The sequence below is a fragment of the Variovorax sp. V15 genome (assembly GCF_041154425.1).
GTDB lineage: Bacteria > Pseudomonadota > Gammaproteobacteria > Burkholderiales > Burkholderiaceae_C > Variovorax > Variovorax guangxiensis.
Genome location: NZ_AP028659.1, coordinates 1,303,972 through 1,329,600, shown reverse-complemented (window position 1 = coordinate 1,329,600; position 25,629 = coordinate 1,303,972). Strand labels below are relative to the sequence as shown.

19 protein-coding genes, 1 tRNA gene and 1 pseudogene are annotated in these 25,629 nt (G+C 69.3%); 15 read left to right on the top strand and 6 right to left on the bottom strand.

The genetic code is table 11. From position 1 onward, the window contains the following. Window positions 1-26 precede the first annotated feature (26 nt). Entirely contained in the window at window positions 27-923 is an 897-nt protein-coding gene (locus tag ACAM57_RS06495) for an SDR family NAD(P)-dependent oxidoreductase (protein ID WP_184640986.1), read from the bottom strand. A gap of 15 nt (window positions 924-938) precedes the next feature. Next, on the bottom strand, window positions 939-1,682 hold the full coding sequence (locus tag ACAM57_RS06490; protein WP_369661057.1) for an SDR family oxidoreductase: 744 nt from the start codon (window positions 1,680-1,682) through the stop codon (window positions 939-941). A 128-nt stretch (window positions 1,683-1,810) separates the two neighbouring features. Between ACAM57_RS06490 and ACAM57_RS06485 the strand changes: the two genes are divergently transcribed. Beyond that, window positions 1,811-2,707, top strand: a complete 897-nt coding sequence (locus ACAM57_RS06485) for a LysR family transcriptional regulator (protein ID WP_369661056.1) — start codon at window positions 1,811-1,813, stop codon at window positions 2,705-2,707. Window position 2,708: 1 nt separating this feature from the next. Here the strand turns inward: ACAM57_RS06485 and ACAM57_RS06480 are convergent, their stop codons facing one another. After that, complete coding sequence (locus ACAM57_RS06480; protein ID WP_369661055.1) at window positions 2,709-4,217, bottom strand: MFS transporter; 1,509 nt, start codon at window positions 4,215-4,217, stop codon at window positions 2,709-2,711. Between the two features lie 112 nt (window positions 4,218-4,329). Between ACAM57_RS06480 and ACAM57_RS06475 the strand changes: the two genes are divergently transcribed. Together ACAM57_RS06475 and ACAM57_RS06470 are read left to right on the top strand one after the other, a co-directional pair. Next, window positions 4,330-5,223 carry a LysR family transcriptional regulator gene (locus tag ACAM57_RS06475; RefSeq protein WP_369661054.1) on the top strand — a complete coding sequence of 298 codons (894 nt, stop codon included), beginning with the start codon at window positions 4,330-4,332 and terminating at the stop codon, window positions 5,221-5,223. A gap of 74 nt (window positions 5,224-5,297) precedes the next feature. After that, window positions 5,298-5,588: pseudogene (locus ACAM57_RS06470) on the top strand (type II toxin-antitoxin system Phd/YefM family antitoxin). Window positions 5,589-5,691: 103 nt separating this feature from the next. Here the strand turns inward: ACAM57_RS06470 and ACAM57_RS06465 are convergent. Continuing rightward, window positions 5,692-7,671, bottom strand: coding sequence for an AAA family ATPase (locus ACAM57_RS06465; RefSeq protein ID WP_369661053.1), 1,980 nt, complete (start codon window positions 7,669-7,671; stop codon window positions 5,692-5,694). Window positions 7,672-7,757: 86 nt separating this feature from the next. Further along, the gene (locus ACAM57_RS06460) at window positions 7,758-10,274 is read right to left on the bottom strand and encodes an ABC transporter permease (RefSeq protein ID WP_369661052.1); all 2,517 of its coding nucleotides are present in this window, start codon (window positions 10,272-10,274) and stop codon (window positions 7,758-7,760) included. Between the two features lie 201 nt (window positions 10,275-10,475). Here ACAM57_RS06460 and ACAM57_RS06455 point away from each other — a divergent pair, with 201 nt between their 5' ends. The 11 genes from ACAM57_RS06455 to ACAM57_RS06405 all read left to right on the top strand — a co-directional run bounded on the left by ACAM57_RS06455 (window position 10,476) and on the right by ACAM57_RS06405 (window position 23,443). After that, window positions 10,476-10,778, top strand: coding sequence for a hypothetical protein (locus tag ACAM57_RS06455; protein ID WP_369661051.1), 303 nt, complete (start codon window positions 10,476-10,478; stop codon window positions 10,776-10,778). 95 nt (window positions 10,779-10,873) lie between these two features. Beyond that, entirely contained in the window at window positions 10,874-13,951 is a 3,078-nt protein-coding gene (gene fdnG, locus ACAM57_RS06450; RefSeq protein WP_369661050.1) for a formate dehydrogenase-N subunit alpha, read from the top strand. 185 nt (window positions 13,952-14,136) lie between these two features. Then, window positions 14,137-15,105: a formate dehydrogenase subunit beta gene (fdxH, locus tag ACAM57_RS06445; RefSeq protein ID WP_369661049.1), complete on the top strand. Its 969-nt coding sequence runs from the start codon at window positions 14,137-14,139 to the stop codon at window positions 15,103-15,105. Between the two features lie 13 nt (window positions 15,106-15,118). Next, the gene (locus ACAM57_RS06440) at window positions 15,119-15,742 is read left to right on the top strand and encodes a formate dehydrogenase subunit gamma (RefSeq protein ID WP_369661048.1); all 624 of its coding nucleotides are present in this window, start codon (window positions 15,119-15,121) and stop codon (window positions 15,740-15,742) included. A 10-nt stretch (window positions 15,743-15,752) separates the two neighbouring features. Continuing rightward, the gene (gene fdhE, locus ACAM57_RS06435) at window positions 15,753-16,781 is read left to right on the top strand and encodes a formate dehydrogenase accessory protein FdhE (protein WP_369661047.1); all 1,029 of its coding nucleotides are present in this window, start codon (window positions 15,753-15,755) and stop codon (window positions 16,779-16,781) included. Continuing rightward, on the top strand, window positions 16,781-18,229 hold the full coding sequence (gene selA / locus ACAM57_RS06430; RefSeq protein WP_369661046.1) for an L-seryl-tRNA(Sec) selenium transferase: 1,449 nt from the start codon (window positions 16,781-16,783) through the stop codon (window positions 18,227-18,229). Before fdhE ends, selA begins: the two co-directional genes overlap by 1 nt. 34 nt (window positions 18,230-18,263) lie before the next feature. Next, a complete protein-coding gene (locus ACAM57_RS06425; RefSeq protein ID WP_369661045.1) occupies window positions 18,264-19,379 on the top strand; it encodes an acyl-CoA dehydrogenase family protein in 1,116 nt (371 codons plus the stop codon). Window positions 19,380-19,395: 16 nt separating this feature from the next. Further along, a complete protein-coding gene (locus tag ACAM57_RS06420) occupies window positions 19,396-20,256 on the top strand; it encodes a phosphate/phosphite/phosphonate ABC transporter substrate-binding protein (RefSeq protein ID WP_369661044.1) in 861 nt (286 codons plus the stop codon). Beyond that, complete coding sequence (locus tag ACAM57_RS06415; RefSeq protein WP_369661043.1) at window positions 20,222-21,412, top strand: ferritin-like domain-containing protein; 1,191 nt, start codon at window positions 20,222-20,224, stop codon at window positions 21,410-21,412. Before ACAM57_RS06420 ends, ACAM57_RS06415 begins: the two co-directional genes overlap by 35 nt. A gap of 13 nt (window positions 21,413-21,425) precedes the next feature. Further along, window positions 21,426-23,333 (top strand): selenocysteine-specific translation elongation factor, encoded by a 1,908-nt coding sequence (selB, locus tag ACAM57_RS06410; RefSeq protein WP_369661042.1) that lies wholly within the window; start codon window positions 21,426-21,428, stop codon window positions 23,331-23,333. A 17-nt stretch (window positions 23,334-23,350) separates the two neighbouring features. Then, window positions 23,351-23,443: transfer RNA gene (locus tag ACAM57_RS06405), tRNA-Sec, on the top strand. A gap of 84 nt (window positions 23,444-23,527) precedes the next feature. On the opposite strand, the gene selD is transcribed toward ACAM57_RS06405, so the two are convergent. Further along, window positions 23,528-24,595, bottom strand: a complete 1,068-nt coding sequence (selD, locus tag ACAM57_RS06400; RefSeq protein ID WP_369661041.1) for a selenide, water dikinase SelD — start codon at window positions 24,593-24,595, stop codon at window positions 23,528-23,530. A 74-nt stretch (window positions 24,596-24,669) separates the two neighbouring features. Between selD and ACAM57_RS06395 the strand changes: the two genes are divergently transcribed. Beyond that, window positions 24,670-25,527 (top strand): putative selenate ABC transporter substrate-binding protein, encoded by an 858-nt coding sequence (locus ACAM57_RS06395; protein WP_369661040.1) that lies wholly within the window; start codon window positions 24,670-24,672, stop codon window positions 25,525-25,527. Window positions 25,528-25,629 lie beyond the last annotated feature (102 nt).

Sequence of the window (25,629 nt, the reverse complement as noted above, 5' to 3'; positions counted from 1 at the left end):
CCGCCCCGCTCTTTGTGACGCCCCGCTTAGCGACGCACCTTCGCCTCGAGCAGGTCCGCCATGCCAATTCGCTTGGCGAACTCGATGCGCACCCGCTCCGACACCTCGAACACCTCCTGAGCACCGTCGCCCACGAAGTCGATCAGCGAGCGCATCGGCCGCGTGCCCGCGGGCAGGCCCACGATGCGCACGATCTCGTCGGCCACGGCCTGCGGGTCGGCGTTGTCGGGCGTCAGCGCCGAGAGGCGCGCGCCGATCTGGTCCATGAGGCCGTCGTAGCGGGCGTAGGCGGCGGCGGTGGTGGCATCGGCCGGCTTGCCGGCGCTCGGGAAGTGGTCGGTGCCCTTGGTGAAGGCGCCCGGCACGACGATGGAGGTCTCGATGCCGAAGCGGGCGATCTCATACGCCAGCGTGACGGCCAGCGAATCCATCGCCGCCTTGGCCGCGCCGTACGGGCCCATGAACGGCGGAAAGCCGCCCTTGGTGGTGGTGCTGCTGATCCACAGCATCAGCCCCGACTCCTGCGCCCGCAGGTACGGCAGCACCGCGCGGTTCACACGCTGCGCGCCGAGCACATTGGTGTCGAACACCTTGACGATCTCATCCGGCGTGAAGGCCTCCGTGGGGCCGACCACCAGGTGGCCGGCGTTCTGCATCACCACGTCTAGATGACCCTGCTCCCGCACGATGGTCGCGGCGGCCGCATCGGCCGACTCCTGAGAGAGCACGTCGAGCTCGAGCGGGTGCAGCTGGACGTTCTTCGCCGCGGCCAGGGCACGCAGCTCGGCGGCGCGGCCGTTGTTGCGCCCTGCGATGTCGCGCATCGATGCGTAGACGACGTGGCCCGTTTCGGCGAGCGACAGGGCCGTGAGCTTTCCGATGCCGCTGCCGGCGCCGGTGACGAGGACGATCTGCTTCTTCATGGCGTGTCTCCTCCTTCAGGCGACACCGCCGTTGGCCCGCAGGATCTGGCCGTTGACCCAGCCCGCATCGGGCCCGGCGAGGAAGGACACCACCGATGCGATGTCCTCGGGCTGGCCCAGGCGCTGCAGCGGCGGCATCTTCGCGAAGGCCTGGACCTGCTCCTCGGTCTTGCCGTCGAGGAAGAGCGAGGTGGCGATCGGGCCCGGCGCCACGGCGTTCACCGTGATGCTGCGGCCGCGCAGTTCCTTGGCGAAGACGTGCGTGAAAGCCTCGACCGCCGCCTTGGTGGCGTTGTAGATCGCGTAGCCGGGCATGTTCAGCGCGAGCGTGGTGCTCGAGAAGTTGACGATGCGGCCACCCTCGTTCAGGCGCGTGGCGGCCTCGCGCAGCGTGTTGAAGGTGCCGCGCACGTTGATGTCGAAGGTCTGGTCGTACTGCGCGTCGCTGTGCTCGGCCAGCGGCAGCGTCCGGAGCACGCCGGCGTTGTTGACCAGGACGTCGACCTTGCCGAGTTGCGCCTCGACGGCGTCGAACATGGCGCGCACTTCCTCGGCGCTGGCCACGTCGGCCTTGACGGCGAAGGCACGGCCGCCGGCGGCCTTCAGCTCGGCGACGAGGGCATCGGCCTGCTCCGGGCTCGATGCGTAGTTGACGGCGACGGAGAAGCCGTCCCTGGCGAGACGCTGCGCGACGGCGGCGCCGATGCCCCGCGATGCACCGGTGACGATGGCGACCTTGGGAGTGGATGACTGGTTCATGGCTGGCTGTTCCTTTGCAGGGGTGGGGGTGGGTGAGACGAATCTTCGATCGTTCCATCCAAAAGATAATCAGCCTCCAATCGACATTACTATTCCATTTGCATCAACAATAGATCGGCAAACCGGCCATGGACCGCTTCCAGGAAATGCAGGCCTTCGTGCGCATCGCCGAGCGCCAGAGCTTCACGCAGGCCTCCGAGGACCTGCGCATACCGCGCGCAACAGTCACCAATCTCATCAAGCGCGTGGAGCAGCGCGTCGGCACCCGGCTGCTGGAGCGCACCACCCGCACCGTGCGCCTGACACAGGACGGCGAGGCCTACTACCGCCGTTGCGTGCGGCTCTTGGCCGACGTGGAGGAAGCCGAGGGCCTCTTTCGCGACGAGGCGCCCAAGGGACTGCTGCGCGTGAACCTGCAGGGCACGCTGGCACGGCATTTCGTGGTGCCGGCGCTGCCGGGCTTCCTGGCGCGCTACCCTGAACTGGAGCTGCACATCGGCGAGGACGATCGGCTCGTCGACCTTGTCCGGGAAGGCATCGACTGCGTGTTGCGCGCGGGCACGCTGCAGGACTCGTCGATGGTCGGGCGGCGCGTGGCGCTGCTGCCGCAGGTCACGGTCGCGAGCCCGGCCTACATCGCGGCGCGCGGCGAGCCCAAAAGCATGGAGGAACTGGCATCGCACCGCGCCATCCACTACATCTCCAGCGCCACGGGAAAGCCGGTGCCGCTCGAATTCACGGTCGACGGGCAGGTGACGAACGTGCAGCTCGGCGGCATCGTCTCGGTGACCGGTGCCGACCTCTACACCGGCTCGGCCGTCGCGGGCCTCGGGCTGGTGCAAGTGCCGCGCTACCGCGTGGCCGGCGAGCTGGCGGACGGGCGGCTCAAGGTGCTGCTGCCGGAGTTCGCACCGCCGCCGATGCCGGTCTCGGTGCTCTATGCGCAGAACCGGCAGCTGTCGTCGCGCGTGCGCGTGTTCACGCATTGGCTGCGCGACATCTTCGAGGCCGCCAGGGCAGCCTGAATCAGCAGGCCGTCGACTCCAGCGCCACGGCGCCGGCCTCGGCATGCGTCTCGCCGCGCAGGAAGGCGAACACCACAAGCGCCGTCGCCACGGTCACGCCCGCGAGCACCCACAGCAGAGTGCCGAACGCTGCGCCGTAGGCGTGCAGCACCGCCGCGCGGTCCATGCCGGGCAGCAGGGCCAGCGCCTGCGAGATGTCTCCGGTGGTGACGCGCTGCGCAGCGCGCGATGCCGCCTCCGCATGGCCCAGCCGCGCAGCCACCAGCGCCGTCAGCCCCGCGCCCACAAGCGCCAGCGCGATGCCCTCCCCCGCCACCCGCACCGTGTTGAAGATGCCCGATGCCATGCCCGCGCGCTCGCGCGGCACCACGCTCACGGCCAGCCCGTCCATCAGCCCCCAAGGCAGCCCGATGCCCGCGCCGATCAGCAGCAGCGGCCACACCATCGCGCCCAGCGGCATGCCCGGCGCGCAACGGCTGAGCCAGAAGAGTCCCACGGCGCACACCAGCAGCCCCACGGCCGAGATCGCGCCGGCCGAGAGCCGGTGCGCCAGCGACGCAGCCAGCGTCGGCACCACGAGGATCGGCCCCGAGAGCGCGAACATGAAAGCCCCCGCCTCGATCGCGCCGCGCCCTTCGAGCCCGATGAAGCGGATCGGCAGCAGCACCAGCAGCACGACGAAACCATAGGCCGGCGCGGCCGCCAGCAGCTGCACGCCGACGAAGCGCGGAAAGCGGAAGAGCGACAGGTCGAGCATCGGGTGCGCCGCCCGCCGCTCGATGGCAACGAAGACCGCGCCCATCACCGCTGCGCCCGCCAACGCCCCGAGCACCCACGGGCTGCCCCAGCCACTGTCGGGCGCCTGCAGCACGCCCAGAGTCAGCAGACTCAGCGCGGCGGTGAAGCTCAGCGTGCCCGGCACGTCCAGCCCCATGGCCTGCGGGTTGCGCGACTCACGCATCGCGAGCGACGCGATGCCGAGCGCCAGCAGGCTGACGGCACCGGGGCTCAGCATCACTGCCTGCCAGCCGAAGCTCTGCGCGAGCCAGCCCGAGAGCATCGAGCCGCAGGACAGCCCCGCGCCGAACGAAGTGCCGATCAGGCTGAAGGCCCGCGTGCGCGCCGCGCCGTCGAACACCTGTGCCAGCGCGGCCGTGCCCGCCGCGAAGGCCGCCGCCGAACCCAGCCCCTGCAGCGCGCGCGCCAGGTCGAAGGCCACGATCCCCGGCGCCAGGGTCAGCAGCGAGGCGCTGAGCGCCACCACCGCGAGCCCCAGCAGGAAGACGCGCTTGCGCCCATAGGCATCGGCCAACGCGCCGGCCGCCATCAGCGTGGCGCCGAAGCTCAGCATGAAGGCATTGGTCACCCAGTTGAGCTGCACCGGGCTGCCGCCGAGCGCGTCGCGCACGGCGGGCAGCACCACCGCCGGGCCGGTGAAGCTCAGCGGCATGCCCAGCGCCGCGAGGCAGACGGCGGCCAGGAGCCAGTTTCTGGAGGAAGAAGCGGGCATCGGGAATGTGCTTTCGCGGAAGGTGAAAAGGAAGGCACGAAGATAAAAAGGAATCAATGCGCCGAGAATTGCTGCATTGCTCCTCACACTCCCAACCAAAGGTTGCCAATCCATGGACAGCTTCAGCGGACTCGAATCCTTCGTGCGGGCGGCCGACCTGTCGAGCTTTGCCAAGGCCGGCCGGCTGCTGGGCATCTCGGCCTCGGCCGTGGGAAAGAACGTCGCCCGGCTCGAAGAGCAGCTCGGCGTGCGCCTCTTCAACCGCACCACGCGCCACATGCGGCTCACGCAGGAAGGCGCCCTCTTCCACGAGCGCTGCCGCCGCATCCTCGACGATCTCGACGACACCCGGGCCATGATGCAGGACGCCATCGCCGCGCCGCGCGGCCGCCTGCGCGTGAGCCTGCCGACCATCGGCTACCGCTTCCTGCTGCCGATGCTGCCGGCCTTCAGGGAGCGCTACCCCGAGATCGAGCTGGACCTGGATTTCAACGACCGGCTGGTCGACGTCATCGCCGAGGGCGTCGACGTGGCGATCCGCAGCGGCGACCTGGTCGATTCGCAGCTGGTCGCCCGCCGCCTCGGCCCGTTCCAGTTCGTGCTCGTGGCCTCGCCCGCCTACCTGGAGCGCCACGGCGTACCGCAGACCCCGGCCGACCTCGCGCGGCACACCTGCCTGCGCTACAAGTTCGTCACCGGCGGAAAGATCGAGGACTGGGACCTGCCCGGCCTGCCCACCCACCTCCCGCCGGGCCTGCTGTGCAACAACATGGAAGCCATGCTCGGCGCCGCGGTCGCCGGCCTCGGCGTGGCCTACATGCCCGACTTCCTCGCGCGCGACTCGCTGTGCCGCGGCGAACTGCAGCGCGTGCTGGCCACGCACCTCGTGCGACAGGGCCAGTTCTCGGCTCTGTGGCCGTCGAGCCGGCAGCTGTCGCCGAAGGTGCGGGCGTTCGTGGACTTTGCGGGGGAACATATGTTCAGGGAGGACGGCGTCGCGCCGTAGCCCGCCTCAGGTCGAGTCGGGCCGAGTTCAGACCACAATGAATTCGACCGGCCACGACACCAGGGATGAGCGCCATGAATTTCTCGACCCACGTCAAACCCATCAGCTAGTTCAAGAGCCATGCCGCGGACATCGTGAAGACCTTGTCCGATACCCGCGAGCCCATGCTTATCACCCAGAACGGCGAAGCCAGGCTCGTCGTGATGGATGTTGGCTCCTACGAGGAGCGCGAAGCCACGCTCGCGCTTCTCAAGATCCTGGTGCCAGGTAACCACGCAATCGAGCAGGGCCAGTTCCGCCCGGCGGAAGACGTGTTCGCAGATCTGGGCCGGCAGGCCGTAGAAGAAGAAAAGGACGCGAAATGAAGATCGTGTTCCCGCGGTCCGCGGACCACGATCTGAAGACCCTGCTAATGCGGCGCATGGTCGGCGCCGCATGAGTTCAAGCAGGCGCTGAGAGCGCCGTCCGTCAGGCGACTTCTGCCGGCTGCTCTGCTTGAGGGCTCACAACGGCCGTCTGCTCTTCGACGCGTTGCATCACCGGTGCCTCGGCGGGCACGGCAGCCACGGCGACCGGGGTCTCGGCCACAGGCTCGGCAGACTTGATGCTCTCACCGGCCACCGGCTTCGCCGGTTCAGCCGTCACTGGTGCCGGCACTTCCGCAGGCGGAACGACCGGCGCGGCGACTGCAACAGGCGCTGCTTCTGCCGGTTTGACGCTTTCCACGACGACGGGCTTCGCAACCTCGGTCTTGACTGCCTCGATCTTTGCAGGAGCAGCAACCTTCGCCGGCTCAGGCATCGCGGGTGCAGGCAAGACTGCAGGTGCGGCCACTGCAACAGGTGGAGCTTCCACTGGCTTGGCGCTTTCCGCGACGACGGGCTTCGCAGGTTCTGGCTTCACAGGCTCGGGCTTGACTGCCTCGGCGGACTTTGCCGACTTCGCAGGCTTCGCGCCCTCCGACGCGTTCTGCTTTGCGGGCGCCGGCTTCACCGATTCCTGCGTCGCAGCCACAGGCTTCGCAGCCTCCTGCTTCACCGGCTCACTGGCCATCCGCGCGAACGCCAGCGCCGCCTTCAACGGGAACAGCGTGCGCTCATCCCCCTGCGCGGTGTTGCTCACAGTCGTACCCGCGGTTTCGTCCAGGCTCGCCGTACGCACCGCGTCGAGCCGGTGCGTGGGCACCATGAAGGGCGAGTGCGTGGTGTAGATCACCTGGTTGCCGGCGAAGTCCTTTTCCAGGTGCGCCAGCAGGTCGGCCTGCGAATGGGCGTGCAGGTGCAGGCCGGGTTCGTCCAGCAGCAGCACGGCGTCTTCGGCCTGGCCGCCCTGGGTTTCGGCGAAGAAGGCGACGTAGAACGAGAAGAACCACTGGAAACCGCGGCTGCGCTCCTCCAGGTTCACCTCGACCTCGTAGGCGGCGTTGGGGTCGGACACCAGCGTGTCGAGGTACTGGCCGTCGAGGTTGAAGCGCACCTTCAGCGCGCGGTCTTTCCAGAGGCGGCGAATCTCGGCGGTCACCACCGAGCCTGCGCGGTTGACGAGCTGGTTGCGCGTGGCCTGGTCGTTCTTCTCGAGCAGGGCCTGCAGCTGCCGCAGGTCGAGCCCCGCGGCCTTGCACAGCCTGCCGAAGCTCTGCTGCTCGGGCGTGAGCTGGCCCCAGCCCTCGCGCCCCAGGAATTCGGCGATGTTCTGGCGGCCGGGCAGCGCCGGGTATTCGTCGACGTAGACGAAGCGCGGCAGCTTGCCGATCACCCATTGCTGCGCGCGCTCCAGCGCAGGCGCGTCGTTGGCGATGGAAAGCGCGGTTTCCTCCAGCTCGGCGAGCATCTGGTCCTGCTTGTCGCTGAGCTCGGCGCCGGCCACGGCCAGCGCCTTGCGCAGGGCCTGGGCCGCCTTGATGGCGCCCGCCGACCACTTGATGTAGTCGGGACTCATGATCATCGCGGCGTCGAAGACGTCGGCTTCTTGCTCGAGCGCGGCCTTCGCGGCTTCATCGGCAACCTTCTCCGCCACCGCCTTGACGGCCGGCACGATCTTGCGGACCTTGGCCTTGGTGTCGCTCACGTCGAGCGACAGGGCGCCGAGTCCTTCGAACCCGGCCGAGCGCGCGGCGGCATAGCCGCGGCTCGCAGTGACGTGGCGCACGCCGGCCGCGCGCGGCAGGATCGCGGCCAGTTCGGCCTGTTCGCTCTCGTCGAGGCTCCAGCGCGTGAACACGACCGGCGTGTCGCCCGTGCACTCTTCCAGGCGGCGATGGCGCGGGAAGTCCTTGATGGGGCTGAGTTCGGCGACGCCTTCCGCCGGGTTCAGGCTGTGCAGCGCGCGCAGCAGGTTCGATTTGCCGCTGTCATTCCGGCCGAGGATCGCCGTGATCTGCGTGGAGTCGATGAGGCCGCTGTCGTTGATCGAGCGAAAGTTGGTGATCTGGAAAGACGCCAGGCGCATGCGGGAATTTCTCTCTTCTGAAATGGATACGGGGCCGGGGAATGTATTGCATCCCCGGCCCCGTCTTGCCTCGAAGAAAAGAAAAATTACTCGGCAGCGCGACGCAATGTATCGACCACCGGCCGGCGCAGCACTTCGCGCAGGCCCCACCACCCCGCGCCCAGCGCCAGCACCGCGCCCGCCAGCGCGCCGGCGACCGGCACCAGCGGCGAGGCGGTCCAGGTGAACTCGAACACGTAGCGCGCAAGCCCCCAGCCGATCAGCGCGGCCACGATGCTCGCGAGGAAGCCCGCGAGCAGGCCCACGCCCGCGAGTTCGGCGCGCTGCACCTGCCGCAGCAGGCTGGCACGGGCGCCCACCGCGCGCATCACCGCGAACTCGCGCGCGCGCTCCTCGCGCGTGGCCGTCACCGCGGCGAACAGCACGACGAGCCCGGCCGCGAGCGTGAAGCCGAACAGGAACTCGACCGCGCGGATCACCTGGTCGAGCACGCGCTGCACCTGGTTGATGGTGGCGCTCATGTCGACGTTGGTCACGTTCGGATAGCTGCGCACCAGTGCGTTGTCGAAGCCGCGCGTCTCGGGCGCGCGGAAGGCGCCCATGTAGGTGGTGGGCACGTCGGCCAGCGAGGCCACCGTGTACATCACGAAGAAGTTGGCGTGCATCGAACCCCAGTCGACCTTGCGCAGCGAGGTGATGCGCGCGTCGTTCTGCATGCCACCGATGTCGAAGCGCAGCACGTCGCCCATCTTCAGGCCCAGCGTCTCGGCCAGGCCCTCTTCCACGCTCACCTCGCCGGCCGCGCCGGGCGTCCACTTGCCGGCGGCGATGCTGTTGTGCGGGGGCGCCTCCAGGCTGTTGCTGAGGTTGAACTCGCGGTCCACCAGTCGCTTGGCGCGGTCCTCGGTGTAGTCGTCGGGCGAGACCGGCTTGTCGTTGATGGCCACGAGGCGGCCGCGGATCATCGGGTACCAGTCGAACTTGCTCACGCCCGCGTCGCGCAGCGACTTCTGGAAGGCCTCGCTCTGGTCGGGCATGACGTTGATGACGAAGCGGTTCGGCGCGTCCGGCGGCGTGGCCTGGCGCCAGCTCGCCACGAGGTCGGTGCGCAGCAGCACCAGCAGCACCAGCGCCAGCAGCCCCACCGAGAGAGCGCTGACCTGCACCACCGCGTAGGCCGGCCGCGCCGAGATCTGCCGCGTGGCCAGCACCAGCCAGCGCGGCGCGGTGGTTTCGTTGACGCTGCGGCGCAGCACCTTCACCGCGAGCCAGCTCAGCAGCGCGAACACCGCCACCGCGCCCGCGAAACCGCCTACGGCGATGAGCCCGAGCTTGATGTCGCTGCTCGCCGCCATCAGCAAGGCCGCGAAGCCCGCCACGCCCACGCCCAGCACCGCGAGCGACGCGGGCTTGAGGCCACCCACGTCGCGCCGGATCACGCGCAGCGGCGGCACGCGCGCCAGTTGCAGCACCGGCGGCAGCCCGAAGGCGAACAGCAGCGTCAGCCCCATGCCGAGCCCGAAGGCCACGGGCCACAGTGTCGCGGCGGGCAGCGCGGTCTCGACCAGCCCGGCCAGCAGCAGCACGAACACGTAGTGCACCGCGAAGCCGATGGCCACGCCCAGCGCGCTGGCCACGATGCCGATCACCGCGAACTCGAAGGCATAGGCGATGGCGATGGTGCGCTGGCTCTGGCCGAGCACGCGCAGCATCGCGCAGTCGTCGAGGTGGCTGGCCGCGAAGCCGCGCGCGGCCAGCGCCACCGCCACCGCCGACAGCAGCGCCGCGAGCAGCGCGACCAGGCTCAGGAATTTCTCGGCACGGTCGAGCGTCTGGCGCATCTCGGGCCGGCCGCTCTCGAAGGAATCGAGCCGCACGCCGCGCAGCTCGCCCTTCTTGATGGTGGCATCGGCCCAGTCGGTGAAGCGCTTGACCGCGGCATCGCTGCCCGCCACCGCATAGCGATAGCCGACGCGGCTGGCCGGCTGCACGAGCCCGGTGCGGGCCACGTCGGCCTGGTTGAGCATCACGCGCGGCGAGAAACTCATGAAGCCGGCGCCGCGGTCGGGCTCCAGCGTGATGACACGGCCCACGCGCAGGCCGGTGTCGCCCAGCAGCAGCGTGTCGCCGACCTTCAGGCCGAGCGAGTCGAGCAGCGAGGCGTCGACCCAGGTCTCGCCCGGCGGCGGGATGTCGCGCGTGGCGGCGCCTGCGCCATCGATGGTGGTGGAGGTCTGCAGGCTGCCTCGCAGCGGATAGCCGGCCGTCACGGCCTTCAGCGCCACCAGCTTGCTGGCGCCGCCCTGCGCGTCCTCGGCGCGGGCCATGGTCGGGAAGCCGTAGGTGGAAGTGCCCGCCAGCCCCAGCGACTTCGCCTGCGCCATGAAGGCCTCGGGCGTGGGGTTGTCGCTGACGATCACCGCGTCGCCGCCCAGGAGCTGGCGCGCGTCGCGCTTGAGGCCGCCCTGCAATCGGTCGGCGAAGAAGCCGACGGCCGTCAGCGCGGCCACGGCCAGCAGCACGGCGACGATCAACAGGCGCAGCTCGCCGGCGCGCAGGTCGCGCCAGAGCGTGCGCCAACCCAGGCGGAGGGAGGCGTTCATGGCGCGAACGATAGCCGACGCCCGGCCTCACGGCGGGATTCGAGGGTTATTGCGCGCCTGCGGGCCTTGATCCGGACATGATGCTGTCGCATGATGCGTTAAACGTATCCCGTTTGTCGCAAACCGGGCACACCGGCAAGCGGAAAACGAGGCCATAAAAACAGCCCGTTGTCGGACCCGTCCTTCCCACAAGGAGTGTCGATGCCACGATGTCAGCAGCGCCTGCAGATCATAGGCCTGTGCCTTGCCGCCGGCCTGATGGCGAGTGCATGCGATCCCAAGCCTCCCGCGCCGAAGGCCTCCGCCACCGCCGGCGCCACCGGAGCAAGCCCCACGGGCGTCACCCCGGCCGCCTCCGGTGACAAGGTCGAATCCTCCGCTTCCCATCAAGGCCCGTCCGAAGGCGGCGCGGCCGTGGGCGGCATGAGCGGCCCGGGCGGCGCCAGCGGCACCTCCGGCGCGGCGCCTGCGCCCAGCGGAGGCGACGGCACGGCGCCCAAGTAGCGCCGCCAGATTCATTCGAATTCGAGTTACCCGCCAGAAGAAAAGAAGACCACGATGAAAAACTCCATCACTTCACCGCCGCAGGGGGTTCCGTCATGGACATGAACCGCCGGCAATTCTTTCGCGTGAGCAGCGCGGGGCTGGTCGGCTCCAGCATCGTCGCGCTCGGCTTCTCGCCGACCGCCGCGCTGGCCGAGGCCCGGAACTTCAAGCTCGCGCGCACAACCGAGACGCGCAACACCTGCCCGTACTGCTCGGTGGGCTGCGGGCTCATCATGTACAGCCTGGGCGACAAGGCGAAGAACGTGGTGTCCGACATCCTCCACATCGAGGGCGATGCCGACCACCCCGTCAACCGCGGCACGCTGTGCCCCAAGGGCGCCGGCCTGCTCGACTTCGTGCACAGCCCCATGCGCCTGAAGTACCCCGAGGTGCGCGAACCCGGGGCCACGGAGTGGAAGCGCATCGGCTGGGACGAGGCGCTCGACCGCATCGCCAAGCTGCTGAAGGCCGACCGCGACGCGAACTTCCAGACCACCAACGCCGACGGCAAGACCGTGAACCGCTGGACCAGCTCCGGCATGCTCTGCGCCTCGGCCTCGTCCAACGAAACCGGATACATCACGCACAAGGCATTCCGCTCGACCGGGATGCTGGTGTTCGACAACCAGGCACGCGTCTGACACGGACCCACGGTGGCCAGTCTGGCCCCGACGTTCGGCAGAGGCGCGATGACCAACCACTGGCAGGACATCCAGAACGCGGATGTCGTGCTGATCATGGGCGGCAATGCCGCGGAGGCGCATCCGTGCGGCTTCAAGTGGGTCATCGAAGCCAAGAAACAGAACAAGGCCCGCCTGGTGGTGGTCGACCCGCGCTTCACGCGCTCGGCCGCCATGGCCGACTACTACGCGCCGATCCGCGCGGGGTCGGACATCGCCTTCCTCGGCGGGGTCATCAACTTCCTGCTGACCAACGACAAGATCCAGACCGAGTACGTCCGCAACTACACCAACGCGACCTTCATCGTCGGCCCCGACTACAAGTTCGAGGACGGCCTGTTCAGCGGCTACAACCCCGAGAAGCGCAACTACGACCCCAAGTCGTGGGGCTACGCGCTCGACGAGCAGGGCATGGCCAGGGTCGACATGAGCATGCAGGACCCGAACTGCGTGCTGCAGGTGATGAAGCGGCACTACGCGCGCTACACGCCCGAGATGGTGAGTCGCATCACCGGCACGCCGCAGGACAAGTTCCTGAAGGTGTGCGAGTACATCGCGAGCACCAGCACCTCCCAGCGCACCATGACCATCATGTACGCGCTGGGCTGGACGCAGCACAGCCAGGGCTCGCAGATGATCCGCACCGGCGCCATCGTGCAGCTGCTGCTGGGCAACATCGGCGTGCCCGGCGGCGGCATGAACGCGCTGCGCGGCCACAGCAACATCCAGGGCCTGACCGACCTGGGGCTGCTGTCGAACTCGCTGACCGGCTACATGTCGCTGGCGCGTGACAACGAGCAGACGCTGGAGGACTACTACAAGACCCGCGCGCTCAAGCCGCTGCGGCCCAACCAGATGAGCTACTGGCAGAACTATCCGAAGTTCTTCGTCAGCATGCAGAAGTCGTGGTGGGGCGACGCGGCCACGGCGGAGAACGACTGGGCCTTCCACTACCTGCCCAAGATCGACAGGCTCTACGACGTGCTGCAGGCCTTCGAGCTCATGAACCAGGGCAAGCTCAACGGCTACATCTGCCAGGGCTTCAACCCGGTGGGCTCGTTCCCCGACAAGAAGAAGATCGTCGACGGGCTCTCCAAGCTCAAGTTCCTGGTCACCATCGATCCGCTGCAGACCGAGACCAGCGAGTTCTGGCGCAACTTCGGCGAGTTCAACGACGTCAAGACCGCCGACATCCAGACCACGGTGTTCCGCCTGCCCTCCACCTGCTTCGCGGAGGAGGACGGCTCGCTCACCAACTCCAGCCGCTGGCTGCAGTGGCACTGGAAGGGCGCGGAGCCGCCGGGCGAGGCCAAGGGCGACATCGAGATCGTGGCGGGCATCTTCAACCGGTTGCGCGCGGCCTACGCGAAGGACGGCGGCGCCTTCCCCGATCCGATCGTCAAGCTCACCTGGCCCTACAAGATTCCGCACTCGCCCTCCGCGCAGGAACTGGCGATGGAATACAACGGCCGCGCGCTCGTCGACCTGACCGACCCGAAGGACCCGACCAAGCCGCCGCTGGCCAAGGCCGGCGAGCAGCTCTCGGGCTTCGGCCTGCTGCGCGACGACGGCAGCACCGCCAGCGGCTGCTGGATCTACGCAGGCGCATGGACGCAGGCCGGCAACCAGATGGCGCGGCGCGACAACGCCGACCCGTACGGCATCGGCATGGTGCAGAACTGGGCATGGGCCTGGCCCGCGAACCGGCGCATTCTCTACAACGGTGCCTCGACAGACCCGGCCACCGGCAAGCCGTGGATCGCGAAGCGCGGCCTGGTCTCGTGGAACGGCAAGCAATGGACAGGCGCCGACGTGCCCGACATCCGCCCCGACGCGAACCCGACCGACGCGGAGGCGGTGCGCCCCTTCATCATGACCGCCGAGGGCGTGGCGCGCCTGTTCGCCCCCACCGGCATGGCCGAGGGGCCGCTGCCCGAGCACTACGAGCCCTTCGAGTCGCCGCTGGTGAACAACCTGATGCACCCGAACAACGAGAAGGCGCGCGCCAACCCCGCGGCGCGCATCTTCAAGGGCGACCTGGAACGGCTCGGGGTGCCGAAGGACTTCCCGTACGTGGCGACCAGCTACCGCCTCACCGAGCACTTCCACTACTGGACCAAGAACGTGCGCACCTCGGCCATCATCCAGCCGCAGCAGTTCGTCGAGATCGGCGAAGAGCTCGCGAAGGAGAAGGGCATCGGCCACGGCGACATGGTCAAGGTGTCGAGCAAGCGCGGCTACATCAAGGCCGTGGCAGTGGTCACCAAGCGCATCGTGGGGCTGCAGGTGGACGGGCGCACGGTCCATACCGTGGGCCTGCCGAACCACTGGGGCTTCGTGGGCATCGCCAAGCCCGGCTACCTGGTGAACACGCTGACGCCGTTCGTGGGCGACGCGAACACGCAGACGCCGGAGTACAAGTCGTTCACGGTGAACATCGAGAAGGCGTGACATGAAGCACAGCACCATGCACGACCACAGCGCCCGGACCTGCTCCCTCTCCCGCTTGCGGGAGAGGGTTGGGGTGAGGGCCTACAGCGATGGAATCGCCGACGACGCCTGCAAGGCCGCCTCCCTCACCCTAGCCCTCTCCCCGCAAGGGGAGAGGGAACAAGAAAAAGCCCGGAGCCGCTGAGATGTCCTCCCTCCAGACCCTCGACATCGCCGCCCGCTCGGCCACGACCACGCCGTCGCCGGAGATCCGTCACCGCCCGCAGGTGCAGCCGGTCGCGAAGCTGATCGACGTGTCGGCCTGCATCGGCTGCAAGGCCTGCCAGGTCGCGTGCATGCAGTGGAACGACCTGCGCGACGAGGTCGGCACCACGCATGGCACCTACGACAACCCGGTCGACCTCACGCCCGCCTCCTGGACGGTGATGAAGTTCTCCGAGGTGGAGCCCGAGGCCGGCAAGCTCGAATGGCTGATCCGCAAGGACGGCTGCATGCACTGCGACGACCCGGGCTGCCTGAAGTCGTGCCCGGCGCCAGGCGCGATCGTCAAGTACGCCAACGGCATCGTCGACTTCATCAGCGAGCATTGCGTGGGCTGCGGCAACTGCGTCACCGGCTGCCCCTTCGACGTGCCGCGCATCAGCAAGGCCGACAACAAGGCCTACAAGTGCTCGCTGTGCTCCGACCGCGTGGGCGTGGGCCTGGAGCCGGCCTGCGTGAAGGCTTGCCCCACCGGCGCGCTGCACTTCGGCACCAAGGAAGACATGCACGAGTACGCCTCGGAGCGCATCGTCGACCTGAAGGAGCGCGGTTTCGCCAACGCCGGCGTGTACGACCCGGCGGGCGTGGGCGGCACGCACGTGATGTACGTCCTGCAGCACGCCGACCGGCCGCAGCTCTACGCCGACCTGCCGAAGGACCCGCACATCAGCCCGCTGGTGTCGCTGTGGAAGGGCGTGGCAAAGCCGCTCGCCATGGTCGCCATGATCGGCGCCGTGGTGGGCAGCTTCTTCCACTACATGAAGACCGGCCCCATCGAGCCCAAGGAAGACCACCCCGACGCCGACCGCGACGGCAGGGCCGACGACGTGGTGGTGATCGAGGAGCCGCCGGCCTCCACCTCTTCGACGCCCCCCACCGCACCCCGCGTATGAGGAGAAGAACGCGATGACACGCTACTACCTTCGCCGCTACCGCGACGCCACGCGCATGAACCACTGGTTCGTCGCGATCATGTTCTTCGCGGCGGCGCTCTCGGGCCTGGCCTTCTTCCACCCGAGCCTCTTCTTTTTGAGCGCGCTCTTCGGCGGCGGGCCATGGACGCGCATCCTGCATCCCTTCATGGGCCTGCTGATGGTGCTGGGCTTCGTGTTCCTGTTTTTCACGATGTGGCGCGAGAACACCCTCGACCGAAGCGACCGCGAGTGGCTCGCCAACGCGCCGAAGATGCTCAAGGGAGACAAGTCGGGCATGCCGGCCGTGGGCAAGTACAACGCCGGCCAGAAACTGGTGTTCTGGGCCTTCGGCATCAGCCTGCTGCTGTTGCTGGTGACGGGCTTCATGTTCTGGAGCCCGTGGTTTGTCGGCTTCTTCCCGATCCTTGTGCGGCGCATCGCAGTGGTGGTGCACGCGGCCTCGGCCGTGGTGCTGATCCTCTCGGTCATCACGCATATCTACGCCGCCATCTGGGTCAAGGGCACGCTGCGCGCGATGACGCGAGGCACGGTTACGGAGGGATGGGCCAAGCTGAATCACCCCCTGTGGCATCGCAAAATGACGCGAGGTGAGTGATACTGCGCCGATGACGAGTTCCACCGGCAGCCCACCGCCGATCCGGACCACCCGCGTCCTCGAACCGGAGCAGATCGCGATGCAGGCCGGACGGCAGATGCCGTTCCTGCGCCTGCCGGTGCGCTCCCTCGCCTTTTCCGACCGTCAGCTCCGGCTGCGGCAGCTCGCGGCATCGCATCCGATGCGCGAGTACCTGATCTTCATCGCCGACCTCGCGCAGGCGCAGCACCAGGTGCTGCAGGACTACGCGCCAGTCGAGCTGCCCGAGACCGAAGCGCTCGAAGCCGCCGCGAAGGTGCTCAAGCCGCCGATGCCCGCCTTCGGCTGGACGCGCGATGCGGTGTGGCTGAAGGAATTGCGCCGGCTGCTAGCTGTCTTCCGCGCGCGGCTGCCCGAAGGCCCGGCGCGCGACACGCTCGACCGCGTGGCCACCGCCGACGACGCATGGATCGACGCGCAGGCCGACCGGCTTTCGCGCCGCATCATGTTCGGCCTCGACCTCGCGGCCGCCCCGCTCATCGCCGCCGGGCTGCAGGCCTACTGGACGCATCTGGTGCTGCAGGTGGCCGAGAGCGCGGGCGAGAACATCTACGGCCGCACCGACCCCGGCAACGAATGCCCCTGCTGCGGCAGCGCGCCCACCGTGAGCATCACGCGCATCGGCGCCGACGAGGCGGGCTTCCGCTACCTGCACTGCTCGCTGTGCGGCACCGAGTGGCACTACGTTCGCATCAAGTGCACGCACTGCGAAAGCACCAAGGGCATCCACTTCGAGTCGCTGGCGCCGCAGCCCGGCGTGGAACTGCCCGCCACCGGCGCGCGCGAGGGCGCAGTGAAGGCCGAATGCTGCGACAGCTGCGGCCACTACCTCAAGCAGGTCGTGATGGAGAAAGACCCCGAGGTCGAGCCCGTCGCGGACGATCTGGCGAGCGTCACGCTCGACCTGCTCGTCTCCGAAGCCGGCCACCAGCGCAGCGGCCATAACCTGATGCTCCTTTTCGGCGAGCCCGAAATCCCCGACGACGGCGGAGGCGGCTGATGGCGATGCCCGAAGAGTCCGTGGTCCACGGCTCGACGGCAAGGCCCCAGGATCTGCCTTCTGTCGATCAATTGCTGCGCCTCGCCGTGCCGGGCGCATTGCTGGCCGAGCATGGCCATACGCTCGTGGTGAAAGAGGCGCGCGCGCTGCTCGATGGCCTGCGCGCGAAAGCCGTTGCGGGCAAGCTCGCCGCTGCCGACGTGCAGCCCGACGCACTGGGCGGCGCGCTCACCGCCCGCGTCCAGTCGCGCCTCGCGCCGCGCATGAAGGCGGTGCTGAACCTCACGGGTACCGTCATCCACACCAACCTGGGCCGTGCACTGCTGGCCGATGCGGCGCTGCAGCGGCTGCTGGCGGTGATGACATCGCCCAACAACCTCGAGTACGACCTCGCCACCGGCAGCCGCGGCGACCGCGACTCGCTGGTCGAAGAGCTGCTGTGCACCATCACCGGCGCCGAGGCCGCCACGGTGGTCAACAACAACGCGGCCGCCGTGCTGCTCACCATCGCGGCGCTGGCGCGCGAACGCGAGGTGATCGTCTCGCGCGGGGAGCTGGTGGAGATCGGCGGCGCCTTCCGCATGCCCGACGTGATGGCCAGCGCGGGCGCGCGCATGGTCGAGATCGGCACCACCAACCGCACGCATCCGCAGGACTACGAGCGCGCCATCAACGAACGCACTGCCCTCGTGATGAAGGTGCACACCAGCAACTACGCGGTGCAGGGCTTCACCTCGGCCGTCGACGAGGCCACGCTCGCCGGCATCGCGCACGCGCGCGGCGTGCCGCTGGCCACCGACCTGGGCAGCGGCTCGCTCATCGACCTCGCGCGCTACGGCCTGCCGCGCGAACCGCTGCCGCAGGAGATGCTCGCCGCCGGCTGCGACGTGGTCACCTTCTCGGGCGACAAGCTGCTGGGCGGCCCGCAGGCCGGCCTCATCGTCGGCAGCAGGGAGGCCGTCGGCCGCATCCGCAAGTTCCCGATGAAGCGCGCGCTGCGCATGAGCAAGCTGCCGCTGGCGGCGCTCGAAGCCACCCTGTCGCTGTACCTGCGGCCCGAGCGCCTCGCGCAGGACCTGCCGACGCTGCGGCTGCTCACCCGCCCCGCCGATGCGATCCGGGAGATGGCCCAGGCACTGCGCGAGCCGGTGCAGGCGGCCGTGTCGCCGCGCTTCACGGTCGAAGTGGTGCCGCTGCTCGGGCAGATCGGCTCCGGCTCGCTGCCGGTCGAGCGGCTGCCATCGGCGGGCCTTGCGATCGCACCGGCCGGCACTTCGAAGAAGGGCATCGGCACCGCGCTCGATGCCCTCGCCACCGCGCTGCGCGGCCTGCCGCTGCCGGTGATCGGCCGCGTCGCCGAAGACCGGCTGCTGCTCGACCTGCGCTGCCTGGAAGACAGCGCCCCGTTCACGGACCAGCTCGCCACCCTGCGCGAGCGCCTCCTGTAGATCGATTCCCTCAACCGCCTCCCTGGAGAAAGCGATGAACCCCCTCGACGTGCTCGCCGGTATCGAAACGCAAACGCTGAAGCCCCTGGCCCAGCGCACCGACGCCGAGGGACGCTTTCCACGAGAGACGATCTCGGCGCTGGGCGAGGCCGGCCTGCTCGGGCTGGTCTCGGCCGCGTCGGTCGGCGGCCAGGGCCTGGGCCTGAAGGAGGCCGCGCAGGTGGTCTCGCGCATCGCGCAGACCTGCCCCTCCACCGCGATGATCGTGTGCATGCACTACTGCGCCTCGGCCGTGCTCGAACAGTTCGGCCCCGAGGAAACGCGCCGCGCGGTCGCCAAGGGCACGCACCTGAGCACGCTGGCCTTTTCCGAGGCCGATTCGCGCAGCCATTTCTGGGCGCCCACCGGCACCGCGCGCGCGGACGGCGGCAACGTGGTGCTCGATGCGCGCAAGAGCTGGGTCACATCCGCCTTCGAGGCCGACAGCTACGTGTGGTCGAGCAAGCCGCTCGCCGCCGAAGGCGCCAGCACGCTGTGGCTGGTCGATGCCAAGTCCGACGGCCTGGGCCAGCCCGGCCGCTTCGACGGGCTGGGCCTGCGCGGCAACGCCTCCACGCCGATCACCGCGAGCAACGTGCGCATTCCCGCGAGCGCTCGGCTCGGCGAGGACGGCAAGGGCTTCGACGCCATGATGGGCGTGGTGCTGCCGTGGTTCTCGGTGCTCAGCGCTGCCTGCTCCACCGGCCTGATGGAAGGTGCACTGCAGGGCGCCATCGGCCACGTGGGCCAGACGCGGCACGTGCACCTCGACTCGTCGCTGGCCGACCTGCCCACCATCCGCGCCTACCTGGCGAAGGCGCGCATCAAGGCCGATATGGCGCAGGCACTGTTGGAGGACACCATCGCCGCCATTGGCGCGGGCCGTGCCGACACCATGCTGCGCGTGCTCGAGGTGAAGGCAGCCGCGGCCGAGACGGCGCTCGAAGTCACCGACATCGCGATGCGCGTGTGCGGCGGCGCGGCCTTCCGCAAGGAGGCGGGCATCGAGCGCCTCTTCCGCGACGCCCGCGCATCGAGCGTGATGGCGCCGACCTCCGACGTGCTCTACGACTTCATCGGCAAGGCCATCACCGGCCTGCCGCTGTTCTGAGGAAAGGATCGACTCCATGCCCGACCCCACGCTGATCATGGGCGCCGTGGCCTACGCGCCCAAGGTCGTCACCATCTGGGAAGGCTTCAAGGCCTTCTTCGCGAAGAATGGCCTGGCCTTCGACTACGTGCTGTATTCGAACTACGAAAGCCAGGTCGAGGCGCAGTTCGACGGCACGCTGCACCTCGCATGGAACTCGCCGCTGGCCTGGGTGCGCGCCGAGCGCATCGCGCGCAGCCGGGGCCTGAAGGTGCAGGCCGTGGCCATGCGCGACACCGACTGCGACCTTCGCTCGGCCATCGTCGTGCGGGCCGACAGCCCCGTGCAGTCGCTGACAGACCTGCGCGGCAAGACCGTCGGCCTCGGCGCGCTCGATTCGCCGCAGGCCACGCTGATCCCGCTCGACCACCTGCGCAGCGAAGGCCTGGTGAAGCAGCGCGACTTCGAGGCTCGCTACTTCGACGTGCTCGGCGGCAAGCACGGCGATCACATCGGCGGCGAGCGCGACGCGGCGCTGGCGCTGATGGCGGGCGAGATCGACGCCTGCTGCCTGATCGACGGCAACCACCTGGCCTTCGGCCTCGACGGCACGCTGCCGCCGGGCAGCACCCGCGTGGTGGCGCGCACCGGCGCCTACGACCACTGCAACTTCACCACCAGCCCCGGCGCGCCGGCGGCGCTGGTCGACCGCTTCGTCTCGCTGCTGATGGCGATGCGCTGGGACGACCCGCAGGTGCGCCCGCTGCTCGAGCTCGAAGGACTGCGCGAATGGCGCACCGGCCGCACCAGCGGCTATGCGCTGCTCGAACGCGCGGTGGACGACGAAGGTTTCTACGACGGCGATGGCCGCATCACCAATCCCGACTATCGATATTGAGTCGCTGGGCCTCGACCAGGGCGCCCTGCTGCTCATCCGCCGCGCACTGGCCGAACGGCCGGTGCGCGGCGAGCTGCGCGTGCGCGGACGCTCGCCGGACTGGCGCATGCACCTGGAGGCCTGGTGCCGGAGCCAGGGGCATGCGCTGCGCTTCGATGCAGAAGATGCAGTGGTCACACGCGGCCCGCATGCCGAGGGCCGCTGGCTCGGCGCGCAAACGACCGGCAGCGCCGACGATGTTCCCGCCGAAGACGCCGCTTCCGGTTGGGGCCTGGCCGCGCGCGGCGCCACGGTGGAAGCCGGCAGCCCGCCCTTCTTCTTCGCGCTGCACCGCCGCGACGAACTCTGGGCCGCGACGGCCGGCGAGCTCTACAGGCAGGCGGCCGCAGCCCAGTGGGACCCGGCCACCGCCATCGACTGGGACGCGCCCTTCGAGCTGCCGGACGCCGTCGAGGCTGCAGTCGTGCAGGTGATGACGTACCTCATCGAGAACGAGAACGCCGCGCTGCTGGTGCCGGCACGCCACCTGGGGCAGATCCATCCGCATTTCCGCGAGGTGCTGCAGCTGCTGGCGCTGCAGTGCGCCGACGAGGCGCGGCATGTCGAAGTCTTCACCCGGCGCGCCACGCTGCGCGGCCACCGGCCCGCGCTCTCGACCGCGGGCGGGCAGGCCTCGCTGCGCACGCTGTTCGACGCGCCCGATTTCTCCATTGCCACCTTCCTGCTGGCCGTGCTCGGCGAAGGCAGCTTCGTGAACCTGCTCAACTTCCTGCATGCACACGCACCCGACCCGGTGACCCGGCAGATCGCGCGGCTCGCGGCACGCGACGAGGCGCGCCACGTTGCATTCGGCATGGCGCACCTGGAATACCGACTCTCGGTGCAGCCCGACTACCAGGTGCGGCTGCGCAACGCCATCGAGCTGCGCTACGACACGCTGGCCGGCACGGCGGGCCTCAACGAGGAGGTGTTCGATTCGCTGGTGCTGCTGGCTGCGGGCGAACTCTCGCCCGCAGCCGTCGCGCGCGGCCACGCAGCGGTGCAGCAATTGCAGCGCGACATGGCGGCCGGGCGACGGGCGCGGCTCTCGCGGCTGGGCTTCGGGCCCGACGAGGCGCAGCGCCTCGCCGAGCTGCACACCCGCAACTTCATGTGACGGCGCACCCACGATGATCATCGGCACCGCAGGCCACATCGACCACGGCAAGACCACGCTGGTGCGCGCGCTCACCGGCGTGGACACCGACCGCCTGCCCGAGGAGAAGCGGCGCGGCATTTCCATCGAACTCGGCTATGCGTACCTGCACGCGCCCGACGGCGTGTCGCTGGGCTTCGTCGACGTGCCGGGCCACGAGCGCCTGCTGCACACCATGCTGGCCGGCGCGACCGGCATCGACCACGCACTGCTGGTGGTGGCGGCCGACGACGGCGTGATGCCGCAGACGCGCGAGCATTTCGCGGTGGTGGCGCTGCTCGGCGTACGCGAGGCGACGGTGGCCATCACCAAGATCGACCGCATCGATGCCGGCGTGCGCGAGGCGCGGCTCGCGGAGGTGCGGGCCGGCATCGCTGCCCTGCTAGCGCCCACGCCGCTGGCCGGTGCCCCGATGCTGGCGGTATCTGCGACGACGGGCGAAGGCATCGATGCGCTGCGCGAACGGCTGCTCGACGTGGCGCGGCAGGAGCGCGCGCGAGAAGACGACCTGGCCTTCCGGCTCGCGGTGGACCGGTCGTTCAGCCTCTCGGGCGTGGGCACCGTCGTCACCGGCACGGTCTTCAGCGGCACGGTGCGAATCGGCGACGAGCTGCGCATTGCGCCGGGCAACCGCACGGTGCGCGTGCGCGGCATCCATGCGCAGAACCAGCAGGCCGAATCGGCGCATGCCGGGCAGCGCTGCGCGCTCGCACTGGCCGGCATCGGCAAGGACGAGGTGCATCGCGGCGAGTGGATCTGCGCGCAGTCCGTCGCGCTCGCTTCGGCGCGCATCGACGTGCTGCTCACGCTGTGGCCCGACGAGGCGAGGTCGCTGCGCTCGGGTGCGACGGTGCATGCGCACCTGGGCGCGAGCGACGTGATGGCATCGGTCGCGCTGCTCGACCGCGACGCGCTCGCGCCCGGCGAGACCGCGCTGGCCCAGCTGGTGCTGCGCGAGCCTGTAGGCACATGGCACGGCGACCGCGGGGTGCTGCGCGATGCCTCGGCCACGCGCACGGTGGCGGGCGTGCGCGTGCTCGATCCCTTCGCGCCGGTGCGTTATCGCCGCACGCCCGAGCGGCTGCGCACCCTGGCGGCATGGGCCATCGACGACCGCGCTGCCCGCGTGACCGCGCTGCTGCACAATGCGCCGATGGGCATCGAGACCGCACAGGCGGCGCGTGCGCTCTCGCTGGCCGACGAAGAAGCGCTGCCGCTGCCTGCCGACGCGGTGCGCATCGGCCACACGGCCATCGCCCGGTCGCACCTGGGGGTGCTCGAAGAACAGATCGCCGAGCGTCTCGCGGATTTCCATCGCACCGCGCCCGACGAAGTCGGCCCCGACGCCCGCCGCCTCAAGCGCCTGGCCGGGCCGCGCACCGACGACGCGCTCTGGCGCCATGCGCTCGACGAGCTGGTCGCGCGCGGCACGCTGGTGCGCAGCGGCACATGGCTGCATCTGCCGGACCACGCCGCACGCCTCAACGAAGCCGAGCAGAAGCTCGCGCAGAAGCTGCTGCCCAGGCTTGCCGATGGCGGCTTCGATCCGCCATGGATGCGCGACCTGGCGAAGGACTGCGCGGCGAGCGAGGCGATGGTGCGGCAGACGCTCGCAAGCCTCGCACGGCGCGGCGAGACCTTCCAGGTGGTGAAGGACCTGTACTATCCACTGGCGACCGTGGAGCGCCTTGCGGCGATCGCGCGCGATTGCCTCGACGGGCCGGCGGGCCTGGAGGCCGCGAGCTTCAGGGACGCGACCGGGCTGGGGCGCAAGCGCGCGATCCAGCTGCTGGAATTCTTCGATCGTGTGGGTTACACGCGGCGCGTGAAGGACACGCACCTGCTGCGGCCGGATACGTCGCTGTTCGGGGCGAAGCCTTGAACGACGAAGCAGATCATGGGAGGGGATCGTCCCTGGTGGGGCGGCCGGGCTTCAAACCCGGTTGGTGGCGCCAGTCGTCGCCGGGAAGGTTCGACTCCTTCCCCCTTCCGCCGTCGAGCGGGCATTCGCCTGCTGCGCGATCCGAGCTTGCGACGGCGACTGCCCACTCGACGAGTCGGCGTAGAACCGCCTCTTCAGGGCACCACGTGCAGCGAGGGCTCGCCGGCTTCCACACGGCCGATGACGGCCGCGCGCGAGAAGCCCTCGTCATGGAAGACCTTCAGCACCGCATCGACCGCATCGGGCGCGCAGCTCACGAGCAGGCCGCCCGAGGTCTGCGGGTCGCTCAGCAGGTTCTGCGTGGTGGCGTGCAGTCCGGGCGCGAGGCTCACCTCGGCGCCGTAGCCGGCCCAGTTGCGGCCCGACGCGCCGGTGACGAAGCCTTCGGCGGCCATGGCCAGCACGTTCTCCAGCAGCGGCACCTTCGACCATTCGACGACGGCCCTGAGCTTCGCGCCGCGCGCCAGTTCGAGCGTGTGGCCGGCCAGGCCGAAACCGGTGACGTCGGTCAGCGCGTGCACGCCGTCGAGCGCCGAAAGCGCGATGCCGGGCGTGTTGAGCTTCGTCGTGCTTTCGATGAGCTGGCGGTAGCCGGTCTCGGAGAGCTGTTCCTTCTTGAGCGCGGCGGAGAGCACGCCCACGCCCAGCGGCTTGCCCAGCACGAGCACGTCGCCGGCCTTCGCGTCGGCGTTGCGGCGCACGCGCTCGGGGTGCACCAGGCCCATGGCGACGAGGCCGTAGATCGGCTCGACCGAATCGATGGTGTGGCCGCCCGCGATCGGGATGCCGGCCGCGCGGCACACGTCCTGCCCGCCGCGCACGATCTCGGCGATGACCTCCACCGGCAGCTGGTTGATCGGCATGGCCACGAGCGCCAGCGCCATGATCGGGCGCCCGCCCATCGCGTACACGTCGCTGATCGCGTTGGTCGCGGCGATGCGGCCGAACTCGTACGGGTCGTCGACGATGGGCATGAAGAAGTCGGTGGTCGCGATCAGCGCCTGCTGGTCGTTGAGCCGGTAGACGGCCGCGTCGTCGGCGGTCTCGATGCCCACCATGAGCTCGGGCGGAATCAGCCCGCCGGCCTGGTTCTTCAGGATCTGCGACAGCACGCCTGGCGCGATCTTGCAGCCGCAGCCGCCACCATGCGAAAAGCTCGTGAGGCGCAGGGGCGCGAGCGGGTTCATGAGAGTCGGGTTCATGGCGCGATTATCGAATCGGGCCCGCTTTCTACAATCCCGTCCTTTCCAAAACCGCAAGCCTCCGAGGCGCATCCATGAAAAAGACACTCACCCGACTGGCCCTTGCCCTGAGCTTCTGCGCCGCAGGCGCCGGCGCCTTCGCGCAGGGCGTGCTGCGCGTCTCGGCCATTCCCGACGAGGCGCCCACCGAGCTTCAGCGCAAGTTCACGCCGCTGGGCGACTATCTCAAGAAGGAAACCGGCATGGACGTGCAGTTCACGCCCGTGACCGACTACGCCGCCGTGGTCGAGGGCCTGGCCACCAACAAGATCGACCTGGCCTGGCTCGGCGGATTCACCTTCGTGCAGGCGCGCATCCGCACCAACGGCGGCGCGGTGCCCATCGTGCAGCGCGCGGAGGACGAGGTGTTCACCAGCAAGTTCATCGTGCCGGTGGACAGCACCGCCAAGACGCTGGCCGACCTGAAGGGCAAGACCTTCGCCTTCGGCGCGCCCTCCTCCACCTCGGGCAGCCTGATGCCGCGCTACTTCCTGCTGCAGGCGGGCATCAACCCCGAGAAGGACTTCAAGACCGTCGCGTTCTCGGGCGCGCACGACGCCACCGTGGCCTTCGTGGCCGCCTCGCGCGCCGAAGCCGGCGTGCTCAACGCGTCGGTGTGGGACAAGCTGGTGGAGGCAAAGAACCCCAACGCCGCCAAGGTGCGCGTGCTGGCCACCACGCCGACCTACTACGACTACAACTGGACGGTGCGCCCCGGCCTCGACCCCGCGGTCACGAAGAAGCTGACCGACGCCTTCCTCAAGCTCGACCCGGCCAACCCGGCGCACAAGGAAATCATGGCGCTGCAGCGTGCGAGCAAGTTCATCCCGACCAAGTCGTCGAACTACGACGGGATCGAGACGGCGGGCAAGTCGGCCGGCCTCATCAAGTGATTTGTCCGGAGGCGGGGGCACTCTCACCCCGGCCCTCTCCCGCGAGCGGGAGAGCGAGAGGGAGCCAACAGCCGAGCTCCGCCTTGCCCCCTCTCCCGCGCG